Origin of the sequence: Undibacterium sp. RTI2.2 (assembly GCF_035018705.1) — a bacterium.
In the GTDB taxonomy this organism is placed as follows: domain Bacteria; phylum Pseudomonadota; class Gammaproteobacteria; order Burkholderiales; family Burkholderiaceae_D; genus Undibacterium.
Window position 1 is genome coordinate 22,048 of record NZ_JASJXN010000025.1, and the last position, 26,736, is coordinate 48,783.

The window sequence follows — 26,736 nt, forward strand, 5'->3', positions numbered from 1 at the left end:
TCCGCAATGATTGTTCACGTAAGTCCCCGCTATTCTTATTTAAAACACGTTTCAATATCAGCAAGATGGCCTCATAAGATTCCCGCATATCAATATTCTGTTTTAAATCCGCAACGTAATTTACACATATTGACGAAATTTGAAGACAAGATTAACTAAATCTTGACTTGACTTACGCAAGAAGAGATAACAGAAACATCGGTGACGCAAACGATTGCGCTGTCGGTCACAAAATCAATGTAACGAGTTCGATAACGATGCTTTGAGCGAATGTGTAAAGAAACTACCCACACGCTGCTTTGAACACTCATCCAATGGGTAGATGCCCTCCCCCGGCCACCCGATCTGATGCGATTTAATCTGATGTAAATGTAATTCCGTAGATGTAACTCGATGTGACTTGATCTGACTTGATGTGAAAATTACTTAACCTGAAGGATGAAATCAAATGCCTAAACCGACTATTAAGTTAAGCCTGCTCGCGATCGCTGTTGCGACAGCTTTCCCGATGCACGCAGCGATGGCGCAGACCGCGCCTGCATCAACCGACGCCAAAACTGATCCGACTAAATTGGAAACAGTGATCGTTACCGCCAACCGCCGCTCAGAAAATATCAAAGAAGTACCGATGTCGATCTCTGCCATCAAAGGTGAGGCACTCGATACTTACAACGCAGCAGGTATGGATATTCGCTTCCTCGCCTCCCGCGTGCCAAGTTTGAATATTGAATCGGATTTTGGCCGCACTTTCCCACGTTTTTATATCCGTGGTCTGGGCAACACTGATTTCGATTTGAATGCATCCCAACCAGTTGGTCTGATCTATGATGACGTAGTACAAGAGAGCCCGATTCTCAAAGGCTTCCCCGTGTTTGACGTTGATCAGGTTGAAGTTTTGCGTGGCCCGCAAGGTACTTTGTTCGGACGTAACTCACCAGCCGGTGTAGTAAAGTTTGAATCCACCAAACCAACCGGTGTCTTTGAAGGCTATGGCAATGCAGGCTTCGGCAATTATGGTGCCGTTAATCTGGAAGGTGCTGTCAACGTACCATTGAATAGCGATTGGGCATTGCGCGTTTCCGGACAATCCCAAACCCGTGATGACCGCGTGACCAATCCACGCTCGACCGGTACCAAGACACTGGAAGGTTACGACGACAAAGCTGCACGTATCCAGTTAGCCTACAAAAATAGTGGTTTCAGCGCTTTGTTTAATGTGCATGGCCGCGACATGTCCGGCAATGCTACCTTGTTCCGCGCCAATATCATTCAAAAAGGTACGAATAACATCGTCCCTGGTTTCGATTATTCCGTCTATCCTACTGACGGTATCAACAAGCAGACACTCAACTCCAGCGGCGCCAGCATGCGTCTGCGCTGGGATTTAGATGGCATGACTCTTTACTCCGTCACTGGTTACGACAAAGCCAGAGTGTATAGCCGCGCTGACGTTGATGGTGGTTATGGCGCTTCATTTGCATTGCCGATGGGGCCTGGATTTATTCCATTCCCGTCAGAAACAGCCGACGGCATTCCTGATTTGAAACAAATCACTCAAGAATTCCGGGTACAGTCCAATACCAAAGATCCGCTGCAATGGATTGCTGGTGTGTACTACTTTAAAGAAGATATCCAGGTCGATAGTTTTGACTACAATTCTTTAGCTGGCAATGTACAAGATGGCTATGCAAATCAACATCAGCATTCCAAATCCTGGGCAACTTTTGGCTCGCTTAATTATGCGGTCAATGACAAGTTAAAATTGCGTGGCGGTGTGCGTTATACCAGCGATAAAAAAGACTTTGATGCACAACGTTTTGTGACTCCAGGCGGTGGTGCAGGCACAGCGCAACTGACAGCACATCCTAGCTCTACCAACGTCAGCTGGGATTTGGGTGCGAACTATGCAGCTGATGCACAAACCAACTTCTTTGGACGTATTGCAACCGGCTATCGCGCACCAAGTATCCAGGGTCGCGTACTGTTTGGTAATGATATCTCAGTTGCAAACCCAGAGAAAAATCTATCGTTTGAAGCTGGTGTGAAGAAGGACATTCTTGACAATACTGCCCGTATCAGCGCAACCGTATTCCAATACACCGTTAAAGATCTGCAATTGACAGCAGGTAGCGGCAGCGTGAATCAAAACAAACTGGTCAATGCAGATAAAGCAACCGGTCAAGGTTTTGAACTGGAACTGCAAGCCAACTTAAACCGCAATTGGAAAACCACGTTCGGTACCAGCTATAACGAAACCGAAATCAAGGATGCCAAATTATTTGTCGCACCTTGCGGTAACGGCTGTACTGTCACCAATCCTGCTGGCCCAGTGGCCGGTACAGTACTCATCGGTGGCAATCCATTACCACGAGCACCGAAGTGGGTTGGTAACTTTACGCTGAAATACACGACACCAATTGCCAATGGCGATCTGTATGTATTTACCGATTGGGCATACAAAGATACTTACAATATGTTCTTGTATGAAGCAAAAGAATACACAGCGAAGTCTTTGTTAGAAGGCGGATTGCGTGTGGGTTACAAATGGGGTGATGGTAAATATGAAGTCGCTGCTTATGGCCGCAACATCACGAACAAGCAACAAGTCATCGCCGCAATTGACTTCAATAATTTAACAGGTATTTTGAATGAGCCACGCAGCTATGGTATCCAGTTGAAGGCAAATTTCTAATTGATTTGAAGTCTTTATAAAAATCGACTAGATGCTAGTCAAAAAAACGCCGGATTTAATCCGGCGTTTTTATTTGTGCAGCGACGATCAGTCACTTAACGATTTAACCCAGATTTTCCATTGGAACAGCGACAAGTGTGCCTTTGGCGAACTGACTGGCTAGACGCGACGACGACGCAAGCTGCATATTGCTAGGAGGAGCAACAACGCCAGGCAGTTCGCCAAAGGTGCAATTGTCGCTGTAGCGCTCCCACTCAAATCGCGGTCGTGCTATCCCTCTAAACACCGCATGCCGTCTGCGTTTCTGTGAAGTGGTAGCGGTCTAATGGAAAATCTGGGTTTAAACATTCAGGTATTCACCGTGCGCTGTTTCAATAATTTTGCCACCGAGATACAGTGCTCAAGCTGATCAGCAATATTCGCAGGGACAGGAATATCACCTGCCAATACCGACCTGATCCAGTGTGCCGTCGTTATAGCATCACAAGTCTCCGGCGTATCGGGTAAGTCACCGGACAAACTTTGATGTGTCTGTACCAATGTCGTGCATTCGCCTTCGTGAAACCAATCAATCTGCTGCGCTCGCCCTGTGCTGGCAACCGTTTCGCCCTCAGTACCACGCATTAAAAATGCATCGCCACGCTCATGCGGCGCACTGTGAGAAAAATACTCGCGCAGCATAATCTGATATTCGGGGTGCGTATAAGACGTCAAGCGCAAGGCGGCGCTAGTAAATGGCTGCAAGATTTTCACCAGCGTGTGGGTAGAATTGCGCACGCCAAGAATACGGCGCATCGCCAAGATGCGCGTCATGTCTGGCGACAATATATTGATCGGCATAAAAGCGGGTTCTCGCTGCGCCATCAAGGCTTCGGCTTCTGCGGCAGAAGTCGCTAACGGTGTACCAAGTGCCTGAAAAATTTCAGCAGTCGTCACGCGTCCGGCATCTTTTAAGACCCCATGTACCAACACCGGCACCCCTTGTCGCGCCAATAGCAAGGCCAGCAAAGGCGTTAAGTTTGCTTTTTTGCGAGCACCGTTATAGCTTGGGATCAGTACAGGGACGTAATCGCTATCAAGTGGCGCAGTCAAACGCACTACGGCATCTTGCGCAGCGGCCATAAAACCGGCAATCTCTTTGACCGACTCGCCTTTAATCCGCATCGCTAATAAGATGCCGCCCATTTCTAAATCTGAAACCCGGCCTTCCAGCATGGCGCTGTACAGCAGTTGCGCATCTTCTTGCGACATACTGCGCGCACCTTCCTTACCACGTCCGATTTCTTTGATAAACCGGGCTGCAGGGAAAGCCTCTTTATTAGAGGACTGATTGATAGAGTGATCTGTATTTGTCATCTGTATAGCTTACACCGAAGGTACGCCAACGAGCAAACCGCTCGGCAATCATGGGAAAGTAGCTATTATATTTAAGCAGGTACGGGCGCTGCACGCTGCACTATCATCTTCTTCAACTCAGGTACGCAAGAGCCGCAGCTCGTGCCACATTTTAAGCGCGATTGTAAACCTGCCAGCAACTCATCTGGCGTGCTATCCGATGTGCCACCCATCAGCGTCAATGCTCGATTGATTTCGGTATCTGCAACGTTTAAACAATTGCAGACAATTTTGCCGCGCACCGCAAAACCTTGCGGCGCGCTGGTGCTTGGCATCAGTAGTAAACGACCTAATTTGGCGACCGGTTCCTGATCAGTTAAATAGGCTTTGAGCCAACCCTCGGCCGAGATATCTCCCGCCAATGACACCGCTGCGAGAGCGCCGTCTTTGACCGTGATATGTCGAGCATTGCCGCGTCTGGCATCGTCATAACGCAAGACCTGCTCACCTGCAATGCCGAACAATTGTTCTATCTGCTGTATCAGTTCTGGTGCGGCAGCGACATCATCAGCAGCGCGGAAAATAATGCCGGTTTTTTCACGTCCGAAAGGGATGCAGGTCGCATAGGCAAACTGACGCATGAATGGACGTAAGGCTTGCTGCAACTGGAATACTTGCTCAGGCTCGGCCCAGGCAAACGCAACAAAGCGCCAAGGTAAATCTGCTTTCACAATTTTGACCGCCGCAGCTTTGAGCTCCGGTTGCTTCGAGCTTGGATCTATCGCTGGCGAAGTCAGTGTGTTCACACCATAAGCAGCATTGTCACCGTGGCCGCGACCCGATACATATTCTTCACCCCAATGCATCGCAACAAAAACCTGTCCGGCACGCATTTCATCACTTTCTTGTGCGGCAAAAATCTGTGAGCCGCGCTTGTTAGTCACATGTACCAGATCACCATTTTTTAGCTGACGTCTTTCCATATCTTGTTTAGTCATCGCAATACCCGGCTCAGCAGCGTGTGCAAATAGCTGTGCTACCGTGCCAGTACGACTCATGCCATGCCATTGGTCGCGCAAACGTCCGGTATTGAGTTGAAACGGATGGCGCGCATCAACCTTATCTTTTACTGGCTGATATACCGTATTGACAAAGCTAGCGCGACCGCTGGTAGTTGGAAAAATACCGTCCTCGTATAAACGCAATTTGCCTTGGCTGGCACCCTCCGCGTAGGGCCATTGCTGGGAACCGACAGTTTCTAAAATCGCATACGACAAACCGGTAATATCCAAATCACGACCGCGTGTACTTTCGCGATGTTCGTTCCAGACTTGCTCAGGCGTTTCGTAAGGGAATATTGAGGTAGTTTTACCCATCAAAACTTCCAGCTTACGAGCAAACAAGGTGGCGATTTCCCAATCATGTTTGGTCTCGCCCGGTTTATCCAACGCTGGATTAACACGCGTGATGCGGCGCTCCGAATTGGTGACGGTTCCAGACTTCTCTGCCCAGGTGGTGGCAGGTAATAAGATGTCCGCAAAAGGCACGGTGGCAGTCGTGCTGTAGGCCTCCTGCACGATGACTAACTCGGCCTTGTTTAGAGCAGCGCGAATAAGATTTTGCTCTGGCATTGATTGCGCAGGGTTGGTACAAACAATCCAGATAATTTTGATCTCACCGGCAAGCACGGCATCGAAAAGCTCCACCGCCGTTTTACCCGGCGTGGGGGGAACCTCGTCTACGCCCCAGAGTGCAGCAACCTCGGCACGGTGTTCAGGATTAGACAAATCTCTGTGACCCGACATCAGATTGGCCATACCTCCGACCTCGCGTCCGCCCATGGCGTTGGGTTGACCGGTTAGAGAGAAAGGGCCTGCGCCGGGCTTACCGATCTGATGTGTTGCCAGATGCAGATTAATCAACGCTGCGTTTTTTGTCGTACCCGATGCGGATTGATTCAGTCCTTGGCAATACAAAGAGAGCGTCGCCTTGGATTGTCCAAACCAGCGCGCCGCCTGCACCAGATCCGCCTCGCTAATGCCGCAAGTTTGCGCGACAAATTTTGGTGTGTAATCTCTTACGGTTTGTTTCAGTTGAGCGAAGCCCTCGGTATGTGCTGAAATGTAATCAAGATCGACTAAGTCTTCCCACAAACACAAATGCAGCATCCCATTGAACAACGCAACATCGGTGCCCGGTAAGATCGCTAAAAACAAGTCGGCATCGCGGGCTGTGTCGGTACGGCGCGGATCAGCGACGATCACTTTAAGTTGCGGATTATTTTTTCTGGCATCTTCAATCCGGCGATATAAAATCGGATGCGCATAGGCCGTGTTGGAGCCGACAATAAAAATGACCTCAGCCAGATCAATATCTTCATAGCAGGCAGGTGGCGCATCGGCACCTAAGGTTTGCTTATAGCCGGCGACCGCGCTGGACATACACAAGCGCGAATTGCTATCGATATTATTCGTACCAATCAAACCCTTGGCGAGCTTATTGAAGACGTAATAATCTTCCGTCAGCAATTGTCCTGAGACATACAAGGCCACGCTATTGGGGCCGTGCGCTTTGATCGTAGTGGCAAACTGCTCTGCCATATTTTGCAACACATCATCCCAAGCTACTTGCACACGAGGCTGGTCGCGGGCAGATCGCATCTCGGGATACAGAGCGCGGGTTTGTCGCTGGATTGCAGGTTGCGCTGACAAATGCAAAGTGCTGCCCTTACTGCACAAGCGTCCAAAGTTGGCAGGATGTTTGGGATCACCACGTACGCCAATGACTTGCCGTTGTTTAGAAGCGTCCTCCTCAGTCTCAATAATAACGCCGCAACCGACCCCGCAATAGCAACAGGTGGAGAGGGTTTCGGTCATGTTTTTACCTTTTTTGATGATTACCTGAAGCACTGAACAAGTAGATTCAATACATACACAGATTAAATATACTCATTACCAGTATTTTTTATTGTCCATATATTCTCTGGACAATCAGGCTATTTTTATAAAAATGAGGGGGAGTATAGTCAATTTCACCCTATAACTTGGGAATGTTTGTGAGTTCTCGTAATTTTTTGTACAAATTACAAACTTAAAAATCACGTAGTGACTAAACTCATTGCTCCAGCTACATCCAGCCCCAGACTTTTCAGCTCGCCAGCATCTAAAAAAATCTGCTCATTCTCCACCTTGATACTAAATTTTTGCGTACATCCTTCATCGGGTGACACCGCACAACCCGTCTGCAGTTCGATATTCCAGTTATGTAGCGGGCAAGCGACTTTTTCACCGAAAACGATGCCCTGAGAAAGTGGCCCGCCTTTATGCGGACACTTGTCCAGCAACGCAAACACTTTATTCTCGCTATTGCGAAAAATGGCGACGTCCGGTTTGGCACTGCGGGCGACGATGCGGGCGCCTAAAACCGGAACGTCATCGACTTTGCAAATCGGTTTCCATTGTTGAGACATGGTGTTTCCTTTCGGTTCAACGATTTTTCTGCTCTTGGTTCAGGACGCAGATAAGGTTTCAAACTGCCGCGTATCGACTTGCGCTTTTTCTGGTTCATGCCAAGGATCGGATTCGCCTTCCAAAGAAAACAACAAGCGCTGATATAAATCTTTACGACGCTCTTCATCTTCCAATACTGCTTGTTTGACATGATCAAGACCGACGCGCGCGATGTAATGCACGGTGCGCTCCAAATACCAACCTTCTTCACGGTACAGTTGCAAAAACGCGCCGGAATATTCCATTACTTCTTCATGCGTTTTCAGCTTCACCAGAAATTGTGCGACCTCGGTTTTGATACCTCCGTTGCCACCGACATAAATCTCCCAGCCCGAATCGACGCCAATCACACCGACGTCTTTGATTCCTGCCTCGGCGCAATTACGTGGACAACCCGACACCGCCAGTTTGACTTTATGCGGCGAATACATCAGTCCCAGTTCACGCTCCAATTGTTGTCCCATCAAGGTCGAGTTTTGCGTACCGAAGCGACACCATTCGCTACCGACACAAGTCTTCACCGTGCGCAAACCCTTGGCGTAGGCCAAACCGGATGGCATTCCCAAGTCATGCCAGACTTCACGCAGATCTTCTTTTTTCACGCCAAGTAAATCGATCCGTTGACCGCCCGTTACCTTCACCGTCGGGATATTAAATTTATCTACGACATCGGCAATCCGGCGCAAATCGCGGGCATTGGTCTCGCCACCCCACATACGCGGAATGACAGAGTAAGTGCCATCTTTTTGAATATTGGCATGCGAACGTTCGTTGATGTAGCGCGATTGCGGATCATCAATCGCCTCACGCGGCCAGGTAGAAATCAAATAATAATTGATCGCTGGCCGACAAGACGAACAGCCGTTTGGTGTGCGCCATGCCATGGTTTGCATGGTGGAGATGACCGTCAACAGCTTCTCTTTTTTGATCGCGTCACGGACTTCCTGATGCGTATGATCGGTACAGCTACACATGGCTTTGGCTTTATTCGGTTTGGAATAATCGCCACCCGCGGTGAACATAATGATCTGCTCCACCAATCCCGTGCATGAGCCGCAAGAGGCTGATGCCTTGGTATGTTTGCGCACATCTTCCAGCGTAAACAAGCCCTTCTCTTTAATCGCTTTAACGATGGCACCTTTACACACACCATTGCAACCGCAGACTTCGGCGGTATCTGGCATGGCAGCCGCCTTGGTAAAACCTTCATGTCCGACATCGCCAGGTCGACCGGTATTGGATTCGCCAAACATCAATGTGTCGCGAATCTCTGAGATGTTCTTACCTTCACGCAGCAGAGAGAAATACCAGCTTCCGTCCACCGTATCACCGTACAAACAAGCACCAATCAGCTTGTCATCTTTAAGCACCAGTTTTTTGTAGACGCCACCTATCGGGTCGGACAAAATAATTTCTTCGGTATCTTTGCCACCCATAAATTCACCGGCAGAAAACAAATCAATGCCAGTGACTTTGAGTTTGGTAGAGGTGACGGATCCCTGATAACGACCGATGCCAAAGTTGGCTAAATGGGTCGCACATACTTTGGCCATTTCAAACAAAGGTGCAACTAAACCGTACACCGTACCGCGATGATTGACGCATTCACCGACGGAATAAATCCTTGGATCGTAGGTTTGCATGGTGTCATTGACGATGATGCCCCGGTTGCAATAAATGCCTGCGGATTCTGCTAATGCGGTGTTGGGACGAATCCCGACTGCCATCACAATCAGCTGTGCGGGAATTTCTAGACCGTCCGAGAAGCGAATCGCTTTGGCGTGACCATGTTCGTCGCCGATAATCGCTTCTGTATTTTTTTCTAATAAGAAGTTGAGGCCGCGATCTTCCAGTGATTTTCTTAGCATGCCACCGGCGACTGGATCTAATTGTCTGTCCATCAACCAACCTGGCAAATGCACAACGGAGACATCCATGCCGCGCAACTTCAGACCATTCGCCGCTTCTAATCCCAGCAAGCCGCCGCCAATCACTACCGCATGTTGATGCTGGGTCGCCGCCTCTATCATGGTGTTGGTGTCGTGGATGTCACGATAGGCAATCACTCCTTTTAAATCTTTGCCCGGCACTGGCAACATAAATGGCGTAGAGCCAGTTGCCAGTAATAAGCGATCGTATTCGGTCTGAGTACCATCCTCGGCAATCACCAGACGCTTTACCCGATCAATCTTGACGATCTTTTTACCCAGATGCAGAGTGATATTGTTTTGCTCGTACCAATCCACATCATTAAGCATGATGTCTTGTATCGTCTGTTCACCTGCCAGAACGGGGGATAATAATATCCGGTTGTAATTGGCATACGGCTCTGCGCCGAACACGGTAATGTCATACAGATCAGGTGCGATCTTCAGTAATTCTTCTAGGGTGCGGACGCCGGCCATACCGTTGCCTACCATCACCAACTTAAGCTTTTTCATTCATTACTCCTCAAATCACTGTCTGCCAGCGAACACAGAACATCTGTCTCTATGTCAGTTTTGTAATACGTTTAAGCTGCATCTTTTGATGGATGCGATTGCCTGTGATACAAAAACTCCAACACGGCACTGCGATATTCGGCGTACTGCGGATTTTGTGACAGCTCTACCCGTTCGCGTGGCCGGTCTAATTTCACACTGAGAATTTCACCAATGGTCGCTGCCGGACCGTTGGTCATCATCACGATACGATCAGATAGCAAGACTGCCTCGTCCACATCATGCGTCACCATCACGACCGTGGATTGGGTTTTGGCGACAATCTTCAACAGTTCGTCTTGTAAGTGGGCGCGGGTGAGTGCATCGAGTGCGCCGAAAGGCTCATCCATCAGTAAAACTTTGGGCTCGATGGCGAGGGCGCGGGCGATACCGACGCGTTGCTTCATCCCGCCGGAGATTTCATTCGGACGCTTTTTTTCTGCATGGGTTAAACCAACCAGTGCCAGTGCTTGCATGGTGCGTTTTTGTAGTTTGGTTTTATTTTCGGCTGCGCCAAAAACTCGCTCGACTGCCAGATAAATATTTTCATAGCAGGTCAACCAAGGCAGCAAAGAATGGTTTTGAAATACCACCCCACGCTCTGGTGATGGGCCGGAAATTTCTCTGTGCGCACAAAGCAAAGTACCGGATGTGGCGACAGTTAAGCCAGCAATCAAATTGAGCAAAGTGGATTTACCGCAACCAGAGTGACCAATCAGAGTAATAAATTCGCCTTTGCGGACTTTGAGATTAATGTCACGCAGCGCATGGAAACTACCTTTTTTGGTATTGAACATCATCTCGACTTGATTAACTTCAATATATTTTTGATCGCCCGCAGGGTCTTTAGATTGTTCTTCTATCGTGAGGAGTTCGGATGCGGTCATGACGATACCTCTTCATAAGTAAAAGCACGAGCAATAGCGACTAAAATTTGTTCCAAAACCAAACCGACTAAACCAATCACAACAATCGCAATGATGATGTGGGGAACGTTGAGATTATTCCATTCATCCCAGACCCAAAATCCGATACCGACGCCGCCAGTCAACATCTCTGCTGCAACAATGACGAGCCAGGCAGTACCAATCGCAAGACGCACACCTGTCAACATATAGGGCAATACCGAGGGGAATAAAATCTTGGTAATAATCTTCCATTCAGATAAGTTAAGTACCCGCGCTACGTTCATATAATCTTGTGGTACTCGCTGTACGCCAATCGCCGTGTTGATAATCATCGGCCAGATGGAGCAGATAAAAATAGACCAGATTGCAGCAGGGTCAGCCGACTTAAATACCAGCAAACCGATAGGCAACCATGCCAAAGGTGAGACCGGTTTTAACAAGCTGATGATAGGATTAAACATGCCCGATAAAAACCGGAATCGGCCGATCATAAAACCCAACGGTATGCCGACGACGGCCGCCAGACCAAAGCCTAGAGCGACGCGTTTGAGGGACGCATAAATATTCCAACCTATGCCTTGATCGTTTGGTCCGTTGCGATAAAACGGGTCTGAAAAAAGATGGATAGCCTCTTGCAAAGTGACCCATGGGGATGGGAAGGAGGTCGTTTTAAATGCGATGATTTCCCATACCAGCACTAAAAAACCAATACCAAGTAATGGTGGCAAAACACTGAGAAAAAATGGCCGCATGGAGCGTTGTTTTGACGCCTTCTTTTCAGGTTTTTCTTTGCTCCCTGTATTTTCTATGCTCGGCATGGCGGTAACCTCTTTTACTTCATCAGCAAACTTTGCGATGGATACTTGCTCTACGTTTGTCGTATCGCTCACAACACCATTAACGCCCTGGACCAGTGTGCTCATGACGACTCCTAAGCCTTAATCTTGAACGCTGCGGCATAGGCTGCTGGATTTTTCCCATCCCATACTGTGCCGTCGATCAGCTTGCTACTACGCATCGCCTCTTTTGGCACACTGACTTTTGCCATCGCCGCCGCATCTTTATAAACATCGATACGATTCACTGCTTTGGCAACCGCCAGATAATCAGGATCAGTCTTCAGCAAACCCCAGCGTTTGTGCTGGGTCAGGAACCACATGCCATCGGACAGATAAGGGAAATTGACCACACCATCATTAAAGAACTTCATGTAGTTAGGATCGTCCCAAGTTTTGCCCAAACCATTTTGATAGCGACCTAAAATACGCTGATTGATCACGTCAACTGAGGTGTTGACATAAGACTTATCTGCGATGGTTTCTGCCATCTTATTTTTGTTGGTCAGTGAAGCATCGATCCAGCGGCCAGCTTCTAGAATAGCGGCGGTCATCGCTCTGGCAGTATTCGGATTTTTTTGGACAAACTCAGCAGTGGTGCCCAACACTTTTTCTGGATGATCTTTCCAGATATCTTGTGTCGTTGCAGCAGTGATGCCAATGCCATCGGCAATTGCGCGATGGTTCCATGGCTCGCCAACGCAATAGCCATCCATATTGCCGACACGCATATTGGCAACCATTTGCGGTGGCGGTACGGTGATGACTTTGGCATCCTTCATCGGATTGATGCCATAGGTCGCTAGCCAGTAATACAACCACATCGCGTGCGTACCGGTAGGGAAAGTCTGCGCGAAGGTGTATTCGCGTTTATCCATTTGCATTAGCTTTGCTAGACCGGGGCCATCAACTGCGCCTTTATCTGCCAGCTTTTTGGACAGGGTGATTGCCTGACCATTATTGTTTAAGGTCATGAGGACATTCATGTCTTTTTTGGTACCACTGACACCCATTTGCACGCCATAAATCAAGCCATACAAACAATGTGCCGCATCGAGTTCGCCATTGACTAATTTGTCACGTACGCTAGCCCAGGAGGATTCTTTGCTCGGTATGATTTTGATGCCGTATTTTTTATCAAAGCCCAGCACCGATGCCATGACCACCGAAGCGCAATCAGTCAGTGGGATGAAGCCAATACGGACTTCTTCTTTTTCCGGCTTGTCGGAACCTGCTGCCCACACACCGCCTGTCGATAAACCCATCATGCTAGCTCCTGCAAGTAAGCTGGCACTTTGCACAACGCTACGACGCTTGAGATTGATTGCCTGATCATCGTGACCGCCTTCATTATTGTCGGAATGAGTTATTGCGTCGCTACTTGCTTGCTTGATTGCCTGCTTTCGTACCTGCTTCGGTGTTTTGTGATTCGACATAATTGTGCTCCAGCATAAAAAATCGGGACAAAAAAAAGGCGCCTGACCAGCAAACTCAAAAGAGTTGCATGGAAAGACACCTTTGTCTGATACGAACCGACCGCCGTTAGCCTGATTCGCAATTGCGCCATCGTTGGCGCTTGCTATTCCTAATGCAAATGCCGTGCCATGGTTTTTTTCAGGATTTTTCTACATTTAAAGCGTTTAAAATATCCTTTTACCAATAAAAATTGATTTAAATTCGCTGACTGCACGTAAATGCGGCACTTAATTTGTGCGGCGCACTATTTTTGTACGCATCAAAATCAGCCCAGAAGATCGGCGACATCCAACATACGCTGCGCCAGATCGACCAGTTTCAGGTTTTTTTCCATCGCTTGCTTGCGCAGTTTTTGATACGCATCGTTCTCTGACAAATGGTAGCGCTCCATCAACAAACCTTTGGCGCGTTCGATGGTTTTGCGCTCTGCCAGCTTCGCCTTGGTATCCGACAGCTCGGAACGCAACTTTTGATCCGCATTGAAGCGCGCCATCGCAACATCCAGCACTGGCTTAATACGTTCGGCATGCAAGCCAGCGACGACATAGGCAGAAACGCCCGCTTCCATCGCGGCAGCCATATTGGATTGATTGCCGTCCTCGGTGAACAAGACGATGGGTCTGGGCGCGTCGCGGGTCGCCAGCACCATGTGTTCCAGCACATCGCGTGAGTCGGATTCTGCATCAATAATGATCATGTCGGGCTGTAACTGCGCGATGCGATCTATCATGTAGAAATCGCCTGGAATAGAGGCAATGATGTTATAGCCAGCTTGCAGTAAGCCAATGCGCAAGGCTCGTGAGCGCGCCAACTGCGCCTGTACCTGCGGGTCTTGCTCATCCTCATGCAAGACGACCGTGTTCACCACCACAATCTTGAGGCTGGGTGGGGTTGCACCAGAATCTGTAGGCTTACGGTTGGTCATCTGATCCCAATGCTTGCTGGTAGTATTGCTAGTAGTCGCTATAATTCTGGTCTTGCGCGAAATTGGCATGTTCTGTTGAACACACTTGTTGGGAACAGACATGCAAGAATCGCTCCACTCTGTTACAAATTACCAGAAAAAAATCTATGATCGTTCTTGGCATTGAATCTTCTTGTGACGAAACCGGTCTCGCTTTGTATGACACCGAGCACGGTTTATTGTCGCATGCCTTGCACTCACAAATTGCGATGCATCAAGAATACGGCGGTGTGGTGCCAGAGCTGGCATCGCGTGATCATATTCGTCGCGCCATTCCTTTGTTAGAAGAGGTGCTGAGTGATGCCGGGTTGTCACGTGACCAGATTGACGCGATTGCCTATACCCAAGGCCCTGGTCTGGCAGGTGCTTTATTAGTAGGCGCATCGGTTGCTTGCGGACTTGGCCTAGCCTTGGATAAGCCAGTCTTAGGTATACATCACCTTGAAGGACACCTGCTGTCGCCTCTATTGGCGAGTAAGCCGCCGGAATTTCCATTTATTGCTTTGCTGGTATCCGGTGGTCATACGCAATTGATGCGGGTAGATGGTGTAGGCCAGTATCAGTTATTGGGAGAAACGCTGGACGATGCCGCCGGCGAAGCTTTCGACAAATCTGCCAAGCTGCTTGGTTTAACTTATCCAGGCGGCCCTGCGATTTCGCGTTTAGCCGAATCTGGCGATCCATTGGCGTATAAATTCCCACGTCCGATGTTGCACTCCAAAGATTTAAACTTCAGTTTTTCCGGCTTGAAGACAGCCGTACTGACCGTCGTCAAAAATCACCCTAACTCGGTCAATGGATTGCTTGGTGATCAAGACAAAGCCAATATTGCACGTGGTTTTGTGGATGCTTTGGTGGATGTACTGGTAGCAAAATGCGTCACTGCGATGAAAGAGCATGGGATGAAACGGCTGGTGATTGCCGGCGGCGTCGGTGCTAACTCACAGCTACGCAGCGCACTCAATGCCGCCGCACAGAAAAAACGCTTTCAGGTTTTTTATCCAGAGCTGGAATTCTGTACCGACAACGGCGCGATGATCGCTTTTGCGGGTGCCATGAGGCTCAAAAAAAATCCCGCTCTGGCGCAGCGGGACTATAGTTTTAATGTACGGCCTCGATGGCCTTTGCATGAGCTGGCTGCGGCTTAATTCAGCTGGTTGCACTCAATCTGCCGAATGTATAAAGCATAGCCTTACTCAAAAATGGTTATTTGTAGATACCACAACCGATGATGACGTTTTCGTATTTTTCGACATACATCGACTTAGATTCTATTTGTTTACTAATAGGATTCAAGAATCGGTAGTCTTGCCATCCGCTGCCCTTTTTCTTAGCGATCTCAATCCTGTCATTAATGAAGGATTTTCCATCTTCGTCCTTGAGTTCTATCATGTCTTTACCGACCATTTTAGGATTCAAGTGCGCCAAATTTTTTCCCGCCATATCGTAGACGACGACATAGAGATCTTTGTCTGAATACTGCCCATCACGCTTATTGATTTCTGCAACGGTGGCGTCAACGCTGGTTTTTTTCATCGCTGCAATCACCTTTTGCACCATCGCTTTTGCTTCTGTTGCAGTACCATGCTCCGCAGCAGAGGCTGAGTTCAATAGTAGAAAAAAAGAGGCTGCAACTAAGGTGATTGTGGACGAAGCAAATTTCTTAATCATAGTATGTCTCCTGAATGAAAGAAAAAGCAAAAACTACAAATGGCTTAGGCTGCATTGTTAGTATGTCCTAGCTTTTTTATTATCAGACATATCAAGTGCAATGGCGAGGCAAACTTTTCGTCACAGCACGGAGATGACACATCAACAATCAGGCTTTGAAGAAATTTTCTGTGGCGAGATAGGATCAGGTCTTTTTACTACCTAGGCGACTTTCTTTACCGTTAATCAAATTCAGGATATTTTGATAGTGACGGTACACCAATAAAGCGCTCATCACTACAACAGCAGCAAGTTTGATATTCAAGCCAAACATCAAGAAACAATAAAACGGTGCAAACACTGAGGCAATTAAAGCCGCAAGGGACGAATACCGGAACGCAAACGCGATAATTACCCAGGTCGCCAAAGTCGCCAGACCCAACCAAGGATTCAGCGCCAGCAACACACCCAACGCTGTTGCCACACCTTTGCCACCGACAAATTTAAAAAATACCGGCCAAAGGTGTCCGATGAAAACCGCAATTGCGACCAGCGCAACCGCGTTATGATCCAATCCAAATGACGGCCCCAGTTTGATCGCCAACCAAACGGCTAACCAACCTTTAAATCCATCACCCAATAAAGTCAAAATTGCCGCGGGCTTATTACCGCTGCGCAGCACATTAGTAGCACCGGGATTTTTTGATCCATAAGTACGAGGATCAGCAAGCCCAAACGCATGACTGACAACCACCGCAAACGACACGGATCCGATAAGGTAAGCGGCAATCACCGCGAGCAAAGTAGGCATGCAATTCTTTCTTTTGTTCTATTTAAATTAAATATACTCAATACAGTATATTTTAACGTCCAATAATTATCTGGACAATATAGGGTATTTTTACTGATACTCCCCTAACATAGCTAATACAAGCTTTAATCCTCTAACGCGCATTGCACAGAAATCGCCTGCAACAACTCCACCAATAACTGCGGTGCAATTCCCACCAGATACCCGCGCCGGCCGCCGTTGATATAAATTTTTTCCAGCGTCAATATACCCTGCTCTACATACACAGGCATCTGCTTTTTTGTAGCAAATGGAGAAGTGCCTCCGACCAGATAGCCTGAATGCTTTTGCGCAATCTCTGGCTTACAGGGTTCAACTGACTTGCAGCCGATCTGACGCGCCAGATTTTTGGTCGATACCTTGCAGTCGCCATGCATAAGCACAATCAAAGGCTTAGCGGCGTCGTCTTGCATGACCAAGGTTTTGACGACCGCATGCTCATCAACACCCAATTCGCGTGCAGATACAGCGGTACCGCCATGCTCCTCATAGGCATAGGGGTGTTCAGAAAAAACCGCCTTGTGTTTGCGCAGGAACTGCGTGGCCTGCGTCTCGGATACGTGTTCTTTTTTTGCCAAAATAGTCTCTGTCTGTCATACCAAAATCAGAATTAAATTATATCTGGATGATGCTATTGCTCAACAATATTGCCACTAAGTTTATCCCCGTGGATGATGCAACGCATGCAGCTTCTTCAAACGCTCTTTCGCTACATGCGTATAAATTTGGGTAGTTGAGATATCCGAATGCCCCAGCAGCAATTGTACAACCCTCAAATCGGCGCCATGGTTGAGCAGATGGGTGGCGAATGCGTGACGTAAAGTGTGTGGGGATAAGGGTGCCAGTATGCCCGCTTGCGCTGCGTATTTTTTGATCAGTATCCAAAACATCTGGCGTGTCATTGCGCCACCGCGGGCGGTGACGAACAACGCATCGTCTACTTGCTCGTTAAGGATTTGGGCTCTGGCTTCGCTGAGATAACGTTCTATCCACAGTCTGGCGACTTCTCCAAATGGCACTAATCTGGTTTTATTGCCTTTGCCGGTGATGCGCAATACGCCGTCATTTAAGCTCACCTCGATAGATCGTAAGGACACCAGCTCTGTCACGCGCAAACCACAGGCATATAAGACTTCCAGCATCGTCCGGTCGCGCAAACCATAGGTGGTGCTATCGTCTGGCGCTTGCAACAAAGCAACTACCTGTGCCTCGCTTAAAGTATGTGGCAAACGGGTCGCTTGTTTAGCCGATTTAAGACGGGTACAGGGATTCGTGCTGACTAGATTTTGGCGAAACGCAAGTTGATAAAAACGTTTCAGAACAGTGACTCGGCGGTTGGCAGAAGTCGCCTTCGACACCATGTATTTCTGCGCGACATAGCTTGAAATATGATTGTCGTCTGCCTGGTACAAATGCTTTTGATGCTTACTGTATAACCACTCGGCAAAAAAACGCAGATCGCGTCGATAGGCTTCTAAAGAATTTTTCGCGAGACCATCTTCCAACCAGAGAGTGTCGCAAAACTGATCGATTTGTTCTTGTATTTGTGCAGGCAAAACGATAGCAACCGGGGGTTCAGTGGCCGATTCAACTTTTACCGTTCTCACTTCCACAAAGTCTCCTGAGTTGATTTGGTAAAGGTATCTGACACGCCCTCATGTGCCAGCAACCAGCGCTTTACACCCAGATGGAATCCTGTCTCATCATCATGGTGTGCAAAGCCTCCCAAACCACCTGCGGCAGTCACCCGATGGCATGGAATAATCAAAGGATACCAGTTCGCACCGCAAGCTTGTCCAACGGCGCGCGGTGCTGATTGGATATGTTTCGCAATCTGACCATAAGTTCTGATCTCACCACGTGGAATGCTTGATATTGCTTGCCAGACCTTAGTCTGAAACGGACTACCAACAGGTTTTAGGGGAAGATTAAATTTAAAATCGGCTTGTTCAAAATAACGGGTAATTTCCTGTGCGGCATTATCTGCGGTCTTATCGGTCGCCGATTTTTCTGCGAAGCGAGGTGGGAGATAGACCAGTTCGCAGATCATCTGCGACTCGGTACGAATGCCGATTGCGCCGAACGGAGCATGCACAATAGCGGAGAATAATCCGGTTTCTCTGTCGTCTTGCATCGTAATCCCAGGCAAAAAATAATCAAAAAGAAAAACAATTAGGCCAAAGAAAAAAGGCGCATCAGGGATGCGCCTTTAAAACATCTTTCGCGTTTCGGGCTGTTTAGCGCTAGCTCACTCTTTTAGCACTCAGCTTGTAGTAAAACGCGTGTCTCCTCAGTGTGTACGGCATGGATACCGTTTTTTGCACTACCGCCTTGTAAATTCGTTCTCTTTATTTTTTTTGATAACTTTTAATCTGCCAAGAATATAGCACTTAATTTGCACACATTCAAACCGAATTTAAAAAGAAGCTGCACAAAAATGGGGCGTTGTTGCATATAAGTATAAATACTGAGATTGCATAAAATTATGCTGGACATCACAAATTTATTCCTCTTCATTTTTCTAAAAACCGTATTAAGCAATGCTAAATACGGTTTTATCCAACATTTATTTGTACACAAGCTGCGGTAACCAAGTAGAAATTTGCGGCACGTAAGTAATTAACAATAAGAAACCAATCATCGTTAACAACCAAGGCATCACCGCTATCGTCAGCTCAGTAATCCCCATTTTGGTGATTCCAGATGCCACATAAAGATTAAGCCCGACCGGTGGATGACACATACCGACCTCCATATTCACCACCATAATGATGCCAAAATGAACTGGATCTATCCCTAATTTCGTAGCAACAGGGAATAAGATCGGTGCCATGATCAGCACAATCGACGATGGCTCCATCACATTACCCGCCATCAGCAACAGCACATTGACCACCAACAAGAAGCTGATCATGCCGAAACCTTTGTCCATGATCCATCCCGCCATCGCCTGCGGAATATTCTCACTAGTCATCAAAAATGAGAACAGTACTGCGTTAGTGATGATGTACAACAACATGGCAGACATAGCGGCAGAATCTAGCAACACTTTTGGCACCTTGGCCAGACTCATATCTTTGTACACAAAGACCGCTACGACAAACGCATACATAGCTGAGACGGCAGCCGCCTCGGTCGGCGTAAACATCCCGGTATAAATGCCGCCCATCACGATCACGATTAATAACAAACCCCATGCACTTTTACGGAAATAACCCCAACGTTCTTTCCAGCTGGCTTTTGGCATACGCGGATAATTATGCTTACGCGCCAAAAACCAAGTCGTCAATCCAAGACAAATTGCCAGTAACAATCCCGGAATTACTCCCGCCATAAATAATTGGCCGACCGAAGTATTGGTAGATACCGAGTACATCACCATCACAATCGACGGCGGGATCAAAATACCCAATGCGCCCGAGGTTGTGATGACACCAGCGCCAAAACCTTTTGGATAACCTTGTTTGACCATCGCAGGCAAAATAATGGAGCCGATCGCCACCACAGTGGCGGGGGAAGATCCAGATACCGCAGCAAACAAAGCGCAAGCCATCACACCCGCCAATGCCAGGCCACCATGCCAATGACCGACCATAGAGGCGGCAAAATTAATCATGCGCCGCGCTACCCCTCCATGAGTCAGGAAGTTACCCGCCAAAATAAAAAACGGGATCGCCATAATTTCAAACTTCTCGATTCCTGTAAAAAGCTTCAGCGCGACTGACTCAATCGGAACTGTGGTCATCGTGAACAAAAAGGTCAATACTGTTAAGCCCAAAGAAATCGAGATCGGCATTCCAGTCAACATAAGCACTAACAACAGGACGAAAATAATGGCGGCGTTCATGCTTTCACCTCTTCTTCCAAACCTTCAACATGCGAATGATCATGCTTCGGCAACTCACCTGTTTTCACGAAAGTCCATGCAACTTGTAAAAAACGAAATGACATGAGGGAAGAACCTAAGGGAATCGCCAAATAGACGATCCACATCGGCACCTCCAGATCGGATGAAGTTTGATCGGTGTGCGCCAGTGACCAGACAAATTTACTACCAAGTACAGCAACAATCGCAGTAAATAAAGCGCCAGACAATAATCCAAGAACGACAAACTTATTTCGCCAAGGCGTATTCATTTTGTTGATCAAGACATCAACGCCGACGTGAATACCTGTGCGGACTCCATATGCAGCACCAAATTTCGCCATCCAGACAAACATATAAATGGTCAGCTCTTGTGCCCAGCTAAGGTTAATTTTAATCAATGCGTCCTGCACAACCGGGATGGGGAAGCCGGACGCATAACGATGCAAGACCGCGATAAAAGTGATGAGCGTAGCGGCGCCCATCAGAAAGGCAATTAGCCATTCTTCTAAGTGATCTAAAAATTTCATAGTCCCTCTGAGGAGTGAGAGTAAAGAAAAAGGGCAATACCTGTCTGTAAAAAGTAGGGATTACAGATGCGCTAGACAAATACCTTAATGGCGGACTAACAGGTTCTATCTAGCTAAGGTAAGGGAATGATAAAAGTCAAAATATCCAACTGATCTCAAAGGCGATCTCAGAAAATTCAGTTGGTAATTTCAATGGCAATTTATTTGCCTTCGCCCGTCGACAATTTACGAATCGACGCAATTAAATCTTTACCAATCCTCGGTTCCATCTCCGTCTGCACTGGCAGTAAGGCTTTGCGCCACTCTGCTTTTTCTTGCGGTGTCAGCTCATAAATTGTGGTCTTACCCGTTTTGCGAATCGCATCTAATGCACGACCGTTTTCCTGATCGGCAATCGCGTTTGCATAGGCAGTCGCGCCTTTCATTGCAGAATCTAGCTCGGTACGGATATCTGCCGGCAAACTATCCCAGAATTTTTTATTAACGATCACGGCATACCCAAGATAACCATGATTTGATACGGTTACATGCTTTTGTACTTCATGCATTTTTTGGGTGTACATATTGGATGGCGGATTTTCAGTGCCATCGACTACGCCAGTTTGTAAGGCTTGATAAACTTCAGAAAACGCGAGTACTTGTGGATTTGCACCCAAAGCACGCATCTGCGCATCTAATACTTTAGAAGACTGAATACGCATCTTCAAACCCTTGAAATCAGCCGGTGAATGCAGTGGCTTATTCGCGGACATGATTTTAAAACCGTTATCCCAAAATGCCAGGCCAGTGATCCCTTTTGGCTCTAATTTTTGCAACAGACTCTTACCGATAGGGCCTTCGGTCACTTGATGCAATACATCTTTAAACGGAAAAATATAAGGAAGATCAAACACCTCAAATTCTTTTACGCCCAGCGGGCCGAATTTTGCCAGCGACGGTGCAAGCATTTGTACCGCGCCTAATTGCAGGGCTTCCAGTTCTTCTTTATCTTTGTATAAAGTGCTGTTTGGATATAGCTCGACCTTGACACGGCCTTTGGTATTTTTTTCGGCAAGCTCTTTAAAACGCTCTGCTGCCTTGCCTTTTGGTGTGTCACTGGCTACAACGTGACTAAATTTGATGACGATGGGGGTTTGTGCAAATGCGGCACCACTAACGACGGATGCCGTGAGCAAGCAGCACAATAGGGATGTGAGTTTCATGTTTGTCTCCTGATCATTGTTTTAAATATTTTTTGAAAAACTTTTTTAGTCTGCGAGTATTCGCGGCAACATTAAACTGTGCAACTGTGGATAACCACAATGAGACAGAGCTGACGGGTAGCGACAACACCTAGTAAATTGAAATGCGTCAACATTTATCGGAATACATCGCAGTACGTCCTAAATAAGTGCGCGCAACTAAACCTAAGCCTAACCAGGCAAAGTAGACTACCGGACATGAAGACTTTTGTTAAACCTAGAGCGTGGCCCAATCAAAAATGGCGCTGGCTGTTGCCTATCCTGCTGGTGAGTTTATTCGTCACTATTTTGATCTGGCTGCCATGGCAGGCGCAAAGAATGGAAACCAATGAGCGTCAAGAGCAATTGATTGCAGATACCTTGTGGGTAGAACAAACGATACAGTTTCAATTGGGCAGGGATGAAGAGGTATTGCATCAGATCGGTACCGATATTAATGCCGGTAAATTATCACCAGCGCAAGCACTTGATCGTTTCAGACACATTATAAAAAGTAATAAAGAAATCAAAAGCATCATCTGGTTTGATAGTAAAGATCAGATCGTCATCTCGACATTGGAGGTTGGCTTACCAGACAAGCGTAGCTTCATTTTTGAACATACGAAGTCGGGTCCGGCAGATGTTAAATTAGCCGTCGATGCCAAAACACGCTGCCTGCCACCGTTACAAGGTGCAGGGAAATCCGGTATGTCTACACTGAGTTGCCAGATTCCGATGATTGCAGAAAATCAAAGAACAGGTAGCTTGGTCGTGACCTATTTTCTATCAGGTATCTTAGACGAGATGGTGCCGTGGTGGTTTGCACAAGACAACGAAATTTCCTTAATTGACAGCGACGATAAAGTCTTTGCAAGACGCGCCGCTGGCGGCCCCGGCAAAAATGTCTACACCCATAATCGCCCATTAGATTTACCAAACGTGACACTGATTTTGCGTACTAATAGTAATAAGAGTGAACCTAAATTACTCTCCAATTTATTGGTGCTGTCCGTCATCTTATTGTCGTTTGGTCTGATCTGGAGTTTGCTAGCCCTATGGCGTGACATTAATCGTCGGCTGGCGGCAGAAGATGCTTTGCGCCAGCAAGTCGCGTTTAGAACAGCGATGGAAAACTCGCTCGTTACTGGCTTGCGCGCGCGCGATATGGAGGGTCGACTTACTTACGTCAATCCTGCATTTTGTAAGATGGTGGAACACCCGGCAGAAGACATCGTCGGCAGATTGCCACCGATGCCGTATTGGGCACCAGAAGCGTTTGAAGAATATCGCCACCGTTTTACTCAATTGCTAGCAGGTACGGTGCCGTCAGAAGGGTTTGAAACGATTTATCAACGTGCTAGTGGTGAGCGTTTTCCCGTGCTGATTTACGAGTCCCGGCTAGTGGATGAGAACGGTGTGCAAACCGGCTGGATGAGTTCTATTCTGGATATTTCTGAACTCAAACGCGCTCAGGAACTGACACGGCAACAGCAAGAGATGCTACATGCCAGTGCTCGCTTAGCAACTATGGGTGAAATCGCATCGATCCTTGCGCACGAGCTGAATCAGCCATTGGCAGCAATCTCCAGCTACACCACGGGAGCCATCAATTTGCTGCAATCGCCACAAGAGAATAATCAAGATAATCTACAAAAGAACTCCACAACACCTGATCAGACGCCACTGCAATCATTGCTCTTAAGCGCGTTAGAAAAAGCCAACGCGCAGGCGCAACGTGCAGGTCACATCATCCATAGCGTGCACGATTTTGTGAAGAAACGAGAATCCAGCCGCGAGCCGGTCAGTATTGCCGCGCTGTTGCAAAGCGTGATGCCACTGGTGGAATTGCAGGCGCAAGCCTCATATGTCAACATTCAGTACACCATCGCGGAGCCCTTGCCGATGGTGCAAGCGGATCGGATTTTGCTAGAGCAGGTCATACTCAATCTGACGCGTAATGCCATTGAGGCGATGGAGCATTCGCCACCTGAGCGCAGTATTTTGCGGATCGTCGCGCGGATAGAACATGGCAATGACAAGCCTGATGTCAGCACTAGCGATGTCACGAGTCACGTCACGAATCACGTCACGAACAACATCATTAATAACGTCACTCTGGGTCACTATATTGCGGTAGAAGTGATCGATCAGGGTCATGGTATTTCTGCCGAAGTGGCGGCACAATTATTTTCACCATTTTTTTCTACCAAGCCTAGCGGTATGGGCATGGGCTTAAAAATCTGCCGTACCGCGATCGAATTCCACGGCGGCGTGCTTAGCCATCATGACAATCCCGCTGGTGGTACTATCTTTAGATTTTTATTGCCCATTTAAAGAGAGCGTTCACGCTCCTCAATCGTCTACTGGAGACTGCATGCTTCATATTATCGATGACGAAGAAGTCATCAGAGATGCCCTGTCATGGTTAGCCCGCTCCAGAAATATTGTAGCGACCAGCTACGACAGCGCAGAAAAATTCTTGGCAGCGCTGGATCATCCTCTGCAATACGATCCGCAAGGCGACTGCATCTTGCTTGATGTGCGGATGCCGGGCATCAGTGGTACAACCTTATTTGACATGCTGACCGTACGCCAAGTGACTCGGCGCTTACCCGTCATATTTTTGACTGGGCACGGTGATGTACCAATGGCGGTCGATACGCTGAAACGAGGTGCCTTCGATTTTTTTGAAAAGCCGTTTAACGATAATAAGTTAATGGACAGAGTGCAGGAAGCTTTGGCGCAATCAAGAGAAGCCATCGCAGAAGCCGCCGTGCACGAACGCCTGGCAAGACTGTCCGCGCGCGAACGTGAAGTCCTGGATTTGATCTTGCTCGGAAAAATGAATAAAGTGATCGCCGACCAGTTAGGCATCAGCATGCGTACAGTCGAAGTCCACCGGGCGCATATTTTTGACAAGATGCAAGTCAAAACCGCAGTGGAACTAGCTGGTTTACTGAAATAAGCGACACTCTTAATTGTGAAATAATGGGGAGTATGCTCAATTTTAGCCTTATTGACCAGCAATTATATAGACAACTAAAAATACACTACCCTAGTATTTAATAAATAGTCTTTCAGACTTACTTGCTATGAACTGGCTCAGAACTGACTGCAAGCTAACCACCAACGTCAGTCGGATCAGTAGAGGCAAGCGCAATTCCATGCTGATGCAAAGCCCAGCAGACATGCTCTCTGACCATCTCAGACGGGTACGTCAAGCGTGCTTGCAAGGCACTGACGATGGTCTTATCGCCACGTAAAGAACTGGCAGCATTACCCAAACCCACGGCCAGATTACGCAACCAGCGCTCATGTCCAATACGGCGGATCGCACTACCCTCCAGGTAGCGCATAAACTGCGGCTCAGTCCAGGCAAACAAGCTCACCATGCTGGCACTATCCAGACCATTTCTCACTTCAAAATCATCCACACTCGCCTTTTGGGCAAACTTATTCCAGGGACAAAATAGCTGGCAGTCATCGCAACCATAAACACGATTACCGATCAGCGGGCGCAATTCCACTGGAATACTACCGTGCAGTTCTATCGTCAAATAAGAGATACAACGGCGGGCATCTAATTCATATGGCGCGATAATCGCCTGGGTCGGACAAACGCTGATGCACGAGCTACATTGTCCGCAATGGTCGCTGATCGGCGCATCCACCGGCAAGGGAATATCCACCAAAATTTCCCCCAGAAAAAACATCGATCCGGCTTCACGACTCAATAGCAAAGTGTGTTTTCCACGCCAGCCTATACCTGCTTTTTCTGCCAGAGCCACTTCCATCACGGGAGCAGAATCAGTAAACACGCGATAACCCAATGCCCCGATACTAGCTTCAATCCGCTCCGCCAATTGCTGCAAACGGTTACGCAATACTTTGTGATAATCACGGCCACGGGCATAGACCGAAATCACGGCGGTATCGGCACCATGGGATTTTTCTTTGACGCGCCAATCGCCGTCACCACTTTTGGGTAAATAATTCATGCGAGCAGAAATCACCCGCACCGTGCCTGGCACCAGCTCAGCCGGGCGCGCGCGCTTCATGCCGTGCGATGCCATATACGCCATCTGGCCGTGATAAACGGCATCGAGCCAGGCTTGCAAACCCGGCTCGGCCTGCGACAAATCAACGTCGGCGATCCCCAACTCGGCAAAGCCCAGCTCTTTGCCCCAAGCTTTGATCTGATCTGCCAATGCAGACAAATCGGCTAAATCATGCATAACGGAGACCCAGCGCGGTATGATGGCGACTGAACTGATGGTGACTGCGCTAATGGCAAATACAATGCGAGCCTGAGATAATTATTGCAAGCAACAAAGCCATCTGAATTAGAACTTACGCAAAATTGTCCCAGCAAGGCGTAGCAATGTCGACAGCACTCTTGCACGGCTAGGAGCTGCAACGTA

21 protein-coding genes are annotated in these 26,736 nt (G+C 47.9%); 4 read left to right on the top strand and 17 right to left on the bottom strand.

What is annotated here, in order from left to right; translation table 11 throughout:
• Positions 1-448 precede the first annotated feature (448 nt).
• Entirely contained in the window at positions 449-2,692 is a 2,244-nt protein-coding gene (locus tag QN395_RS14100) for a TonB-dependent receptor (protein WP_322119938.1), read from the top strand.
• Positions 2,693-3,040: 348 nt separating this feature from the next.
• On the opposite strand, the gene ybiB is transcribed toward QN395_RS14100, so the two are convergent.
• From ybiB to QN395_RS14140, 8 genes are all read right to left on the bottom strand, one after another.
• Entirely contained in the window at positions 3,041-4,048 is a 1,008-nt protein-coding gene (ybiB, locus tag QN395_RS14105; protein ID WP_323492251.1) for a DNA-binding protein YbiB, read from the bottom strand.
• 71 nt (positions 4,049-4,119) lie between these two features.
• On the bottom strand, positions 4,120-6,903 hold the full coding sequence (locus tag QN395_RS14110; protein ID WP_323492250.1) for a molybdopterin-dependent oxidoreductase: 2,784 nt from the start codon (positions 6,901-6,903) through the stop codon (positions 4,120-4,122).
• Between the two features lie 221 nt (positions 6,904-7,124).
• Entirely contained in the window at positions 7,125-7,496 is a 372-nt protein-coding gene (gene nirD / locus QN395_RS14115; protein WP_323492249.1) for a nitrite reductase small subunit NirD, read from the bottom strand.
• A 39-nt stretch (positions 7,497-7,535) separates the two neighbouring features.
• On the bottom strand, positions 7,536-9,977 hold the full coding sequence (gene nirB, locus QN395_RS14120; RefSeq protein ID WP_323492248.1) for a nitrite reductase large subunit NirB: 2,442 nt from the start codon (positions 9,975-9,977) through the stop codon (positions 7,536-7,538).
• Between the two features lie 71 nt (positions 9,978-10,048).
• Positions 10,049-10,816 (bottom strand): ABC transporter ATP-binding protein, encoded by a 768-nt coding sequence (locus QN395_RS14125; protein WP_416200163.1) that lies wholly within the window; start codon positions 10,814-10,816, stop codon positions 10,049-10,051.
• Positions 10,817-10,899: 83 nt separating this feature from the next.
• Positions 10,900-11,847, bottom strand: a complete 948-nt coding sequence (gene ntrB / locus QN395_RS14130; RefSeq protein WP_416352054.1) for a nitrate ABC transporter permease — start codon at positions 11,845-11,847, stop codon at positions 10,900-10,902.
• An 8-nt stretch (positions 11,848-11,855) separates the two neighbouring features.
• Positions 11,856-13,028 carry a CmpA/NrtA family ABC transporter substrate-binding protein gene (locus tag QN395_RS14135; protein WP_416352057.1) on the bottom strand — a complete coding sequence of 391 codons (1,173 nt, stop codon included), beginning with the start codon at positions 13,026-13,028 and terminating at the stop codon, positions 11,856-11,858.
• 473 nt (positions 13,029-13,501) lie between these two features.
• The gene (locus tag QN395_RS14140) at positions 13,502-14,161 is read right to left on the bottom strand and encodes an ANTAR domain-containing response regulator (protein WP_322121629.1); all 660 of its coding nucleotides are present in this window, start codon (positions 14,159-14,161) and stop codon (positions 13,502-13,504) included.
• 146 nt (positions 14,162-14,307) lie between these two features.
• Between QN395_RS14140 and tsaD the strand changes: the two genes are divergently transcribed.
• A complete protein-coding gene (tsaD, locus tag QN395_RS14145; RefSeq protein WP_323492246.1) occupies positions 14,308-15,348 on the top strand; it encodes a tRNA (adenosine(37)-N6)-threonylcarbamoyltransferase complex transferase subunit TsaD in 1,041 nt (346 codons plus the stop codon).
• 58 nt (positions 15,349-15,406) lie between these two features.
• Here the strand turns inward: tsaD and QN395_RS14150 are convergent, their stop codons facing one another.
• The 8 genes from QN395_RS14150 to QN395_RS14185 all read right to left on the bottom strand — a co-directional run bounded on the left by QN395_RS14150 (position 15,407) and on the right by QN395_RS14185 (position 22,297).
• The gene (locus tag QN395_RS14150) at positions 15,407-15,871 is read right to left on the bottom strand and encodes a cache domain-containing protein (protein WP_323492245.1); all 465 of its coding nucleotides are present in this window, start codon (positions 15,869-15,871) and stop codon (positions 15,407-15,409) included.
• A gap of 184 nt (positions 15,872-16,055) precedes the next feature.
• Positions 16,056-16,661, bottom strand: coding sequence for a glycerol-3-phosphate 1-O-acyltransferase PlsY (plsY, locus tag QN395_RS14155; protein WP_323492244.1), 606 nt, complete (start codon positions 16,659-16,661; stop codon positions 16,056-16,058).
• A gap of 125 nt (positions 16,662-16,786) precedes the next feature.
• Positions 16,787-17,278 carry a Cys-tRNA(Pro) deacylase gene (ybaK, locus tag QN395_RS14160; RefSeq protein ID WP_322119949.1) on the bottom strand — a complete coding sequence of 164 codons (492 nt, stop codon included), beginning with the start codon at positions 17,276-17,278 and terminating at the stop codon, positions 16,787-16,789.
• Positions 17,279-17,359: 81 nt separating this feature from the next.
• Positions 17,360-18,262 (bottom strand): site-specific tyrosine recombinase XerD, encoded by a 903-nt coding sequence (gene xerD, locus QN395_RS14165; RefSeq protein WP_322121630.1) that lies wholly within the window; start codon positions 18,260-18,262, stop codon positions 17,360-17,362.
• 41 nt (positions 18,263-18,303) lie between these two features.
• Positions 18,304-18,834: a methylated-DNA--[protein]-cysteine S-methyltransferase gene (locus tag QN395_RS14170; RefSeq protein WP_323492243.1), complete on the bottom strand. Its 531-nt coding sequence runs from the start codon at positions 18,832-18,834 to the stop codon at positions 18,304-18,306.
• 432 nt (positions 18,835-19,266) lie between these two features.
• Positions 19,267-20,547, bottom strand: coding sequence for a TRAP transporter large permease subunit (locus tag QN395_RS14175; protein ID WP_323492242.1), 1,281 nt, complete (start codon positions 20,545-20,547; stop codon positions 19,267-19,269).
• Entirely contained in the window at positions 20,544-21,095 is a 552-nt protein-coding gene (locus QN395_RS14180) for a TRAP transporter small permease (protein ID WP_322119952.1), read from the bottom strand. Before QN395_RS14180 ends, QN395_RS14175 begins: the two co-directional genes overlap by 4 nt.
• Positions 21,096-21,295: 200 nt before the next feature.
• Positions 21,296-22,297, bottom strand: a complete 1,002-nt coding sequence (locus QN395_RS14185) for a TRAP transporter substrate-binding protein (protein ID WP_323492241.1) — start codon at positions 22,295-22,297, stop codon at positions 21,296-21,298.
• Between the two features lie 237 nt (positions 22,298-22,534).
• Here QN395_RS14185 and QN395_RS14190 point away from each other — a divergent pair, with 237 nt between their 5' ends.
• Together QN395_RS14190 and QN395_RS14195 are read left to right on the top strand one after the other, a co-directional pair.
• The gene (locus QN395_RS14190) at positions 22,535-24,649 is read left to right on the top strand and encodes a PAS domain S-box protein (protein WP_323492240.1); all 2,115 of its coding nucleotides are present in this window, start codon (positions 22,535-22,537) and stop codon (positions 24,647-24,649) included.
• A 40-nt stretch (positions 24,650-24,689) separates the two neighbouring features.
• A complete protein-coding gene (locus QN395_RS14195; protein ID WP_323492239.1) occupies positions 24,690-25,280 on the top strand; it encodes a response regulator transcription factor in 591 nt (196 codons plus the stop codon).
• A 154-nt stretch (positions 25,281-25,434) separates the two neighbouring features.
• Here QN395_RS14195 and queG read toward each other — a convergent pair whose 3' ends face one another.
• Positions 25,435-26,550: a tRNA epoxyqueuosine(34) reductase QueG gene (gene queG / locus QN395_RS14200; protein ID WP_323492238.1), complete on the bottom strand. Its 1,116-nt coding sequence runs from the start codon at positions 26,548-26,550 to the stop codon at positions 25,435-25,437.
• Positions 26,551-26,736: the final 186 nt, after the last annotated feature.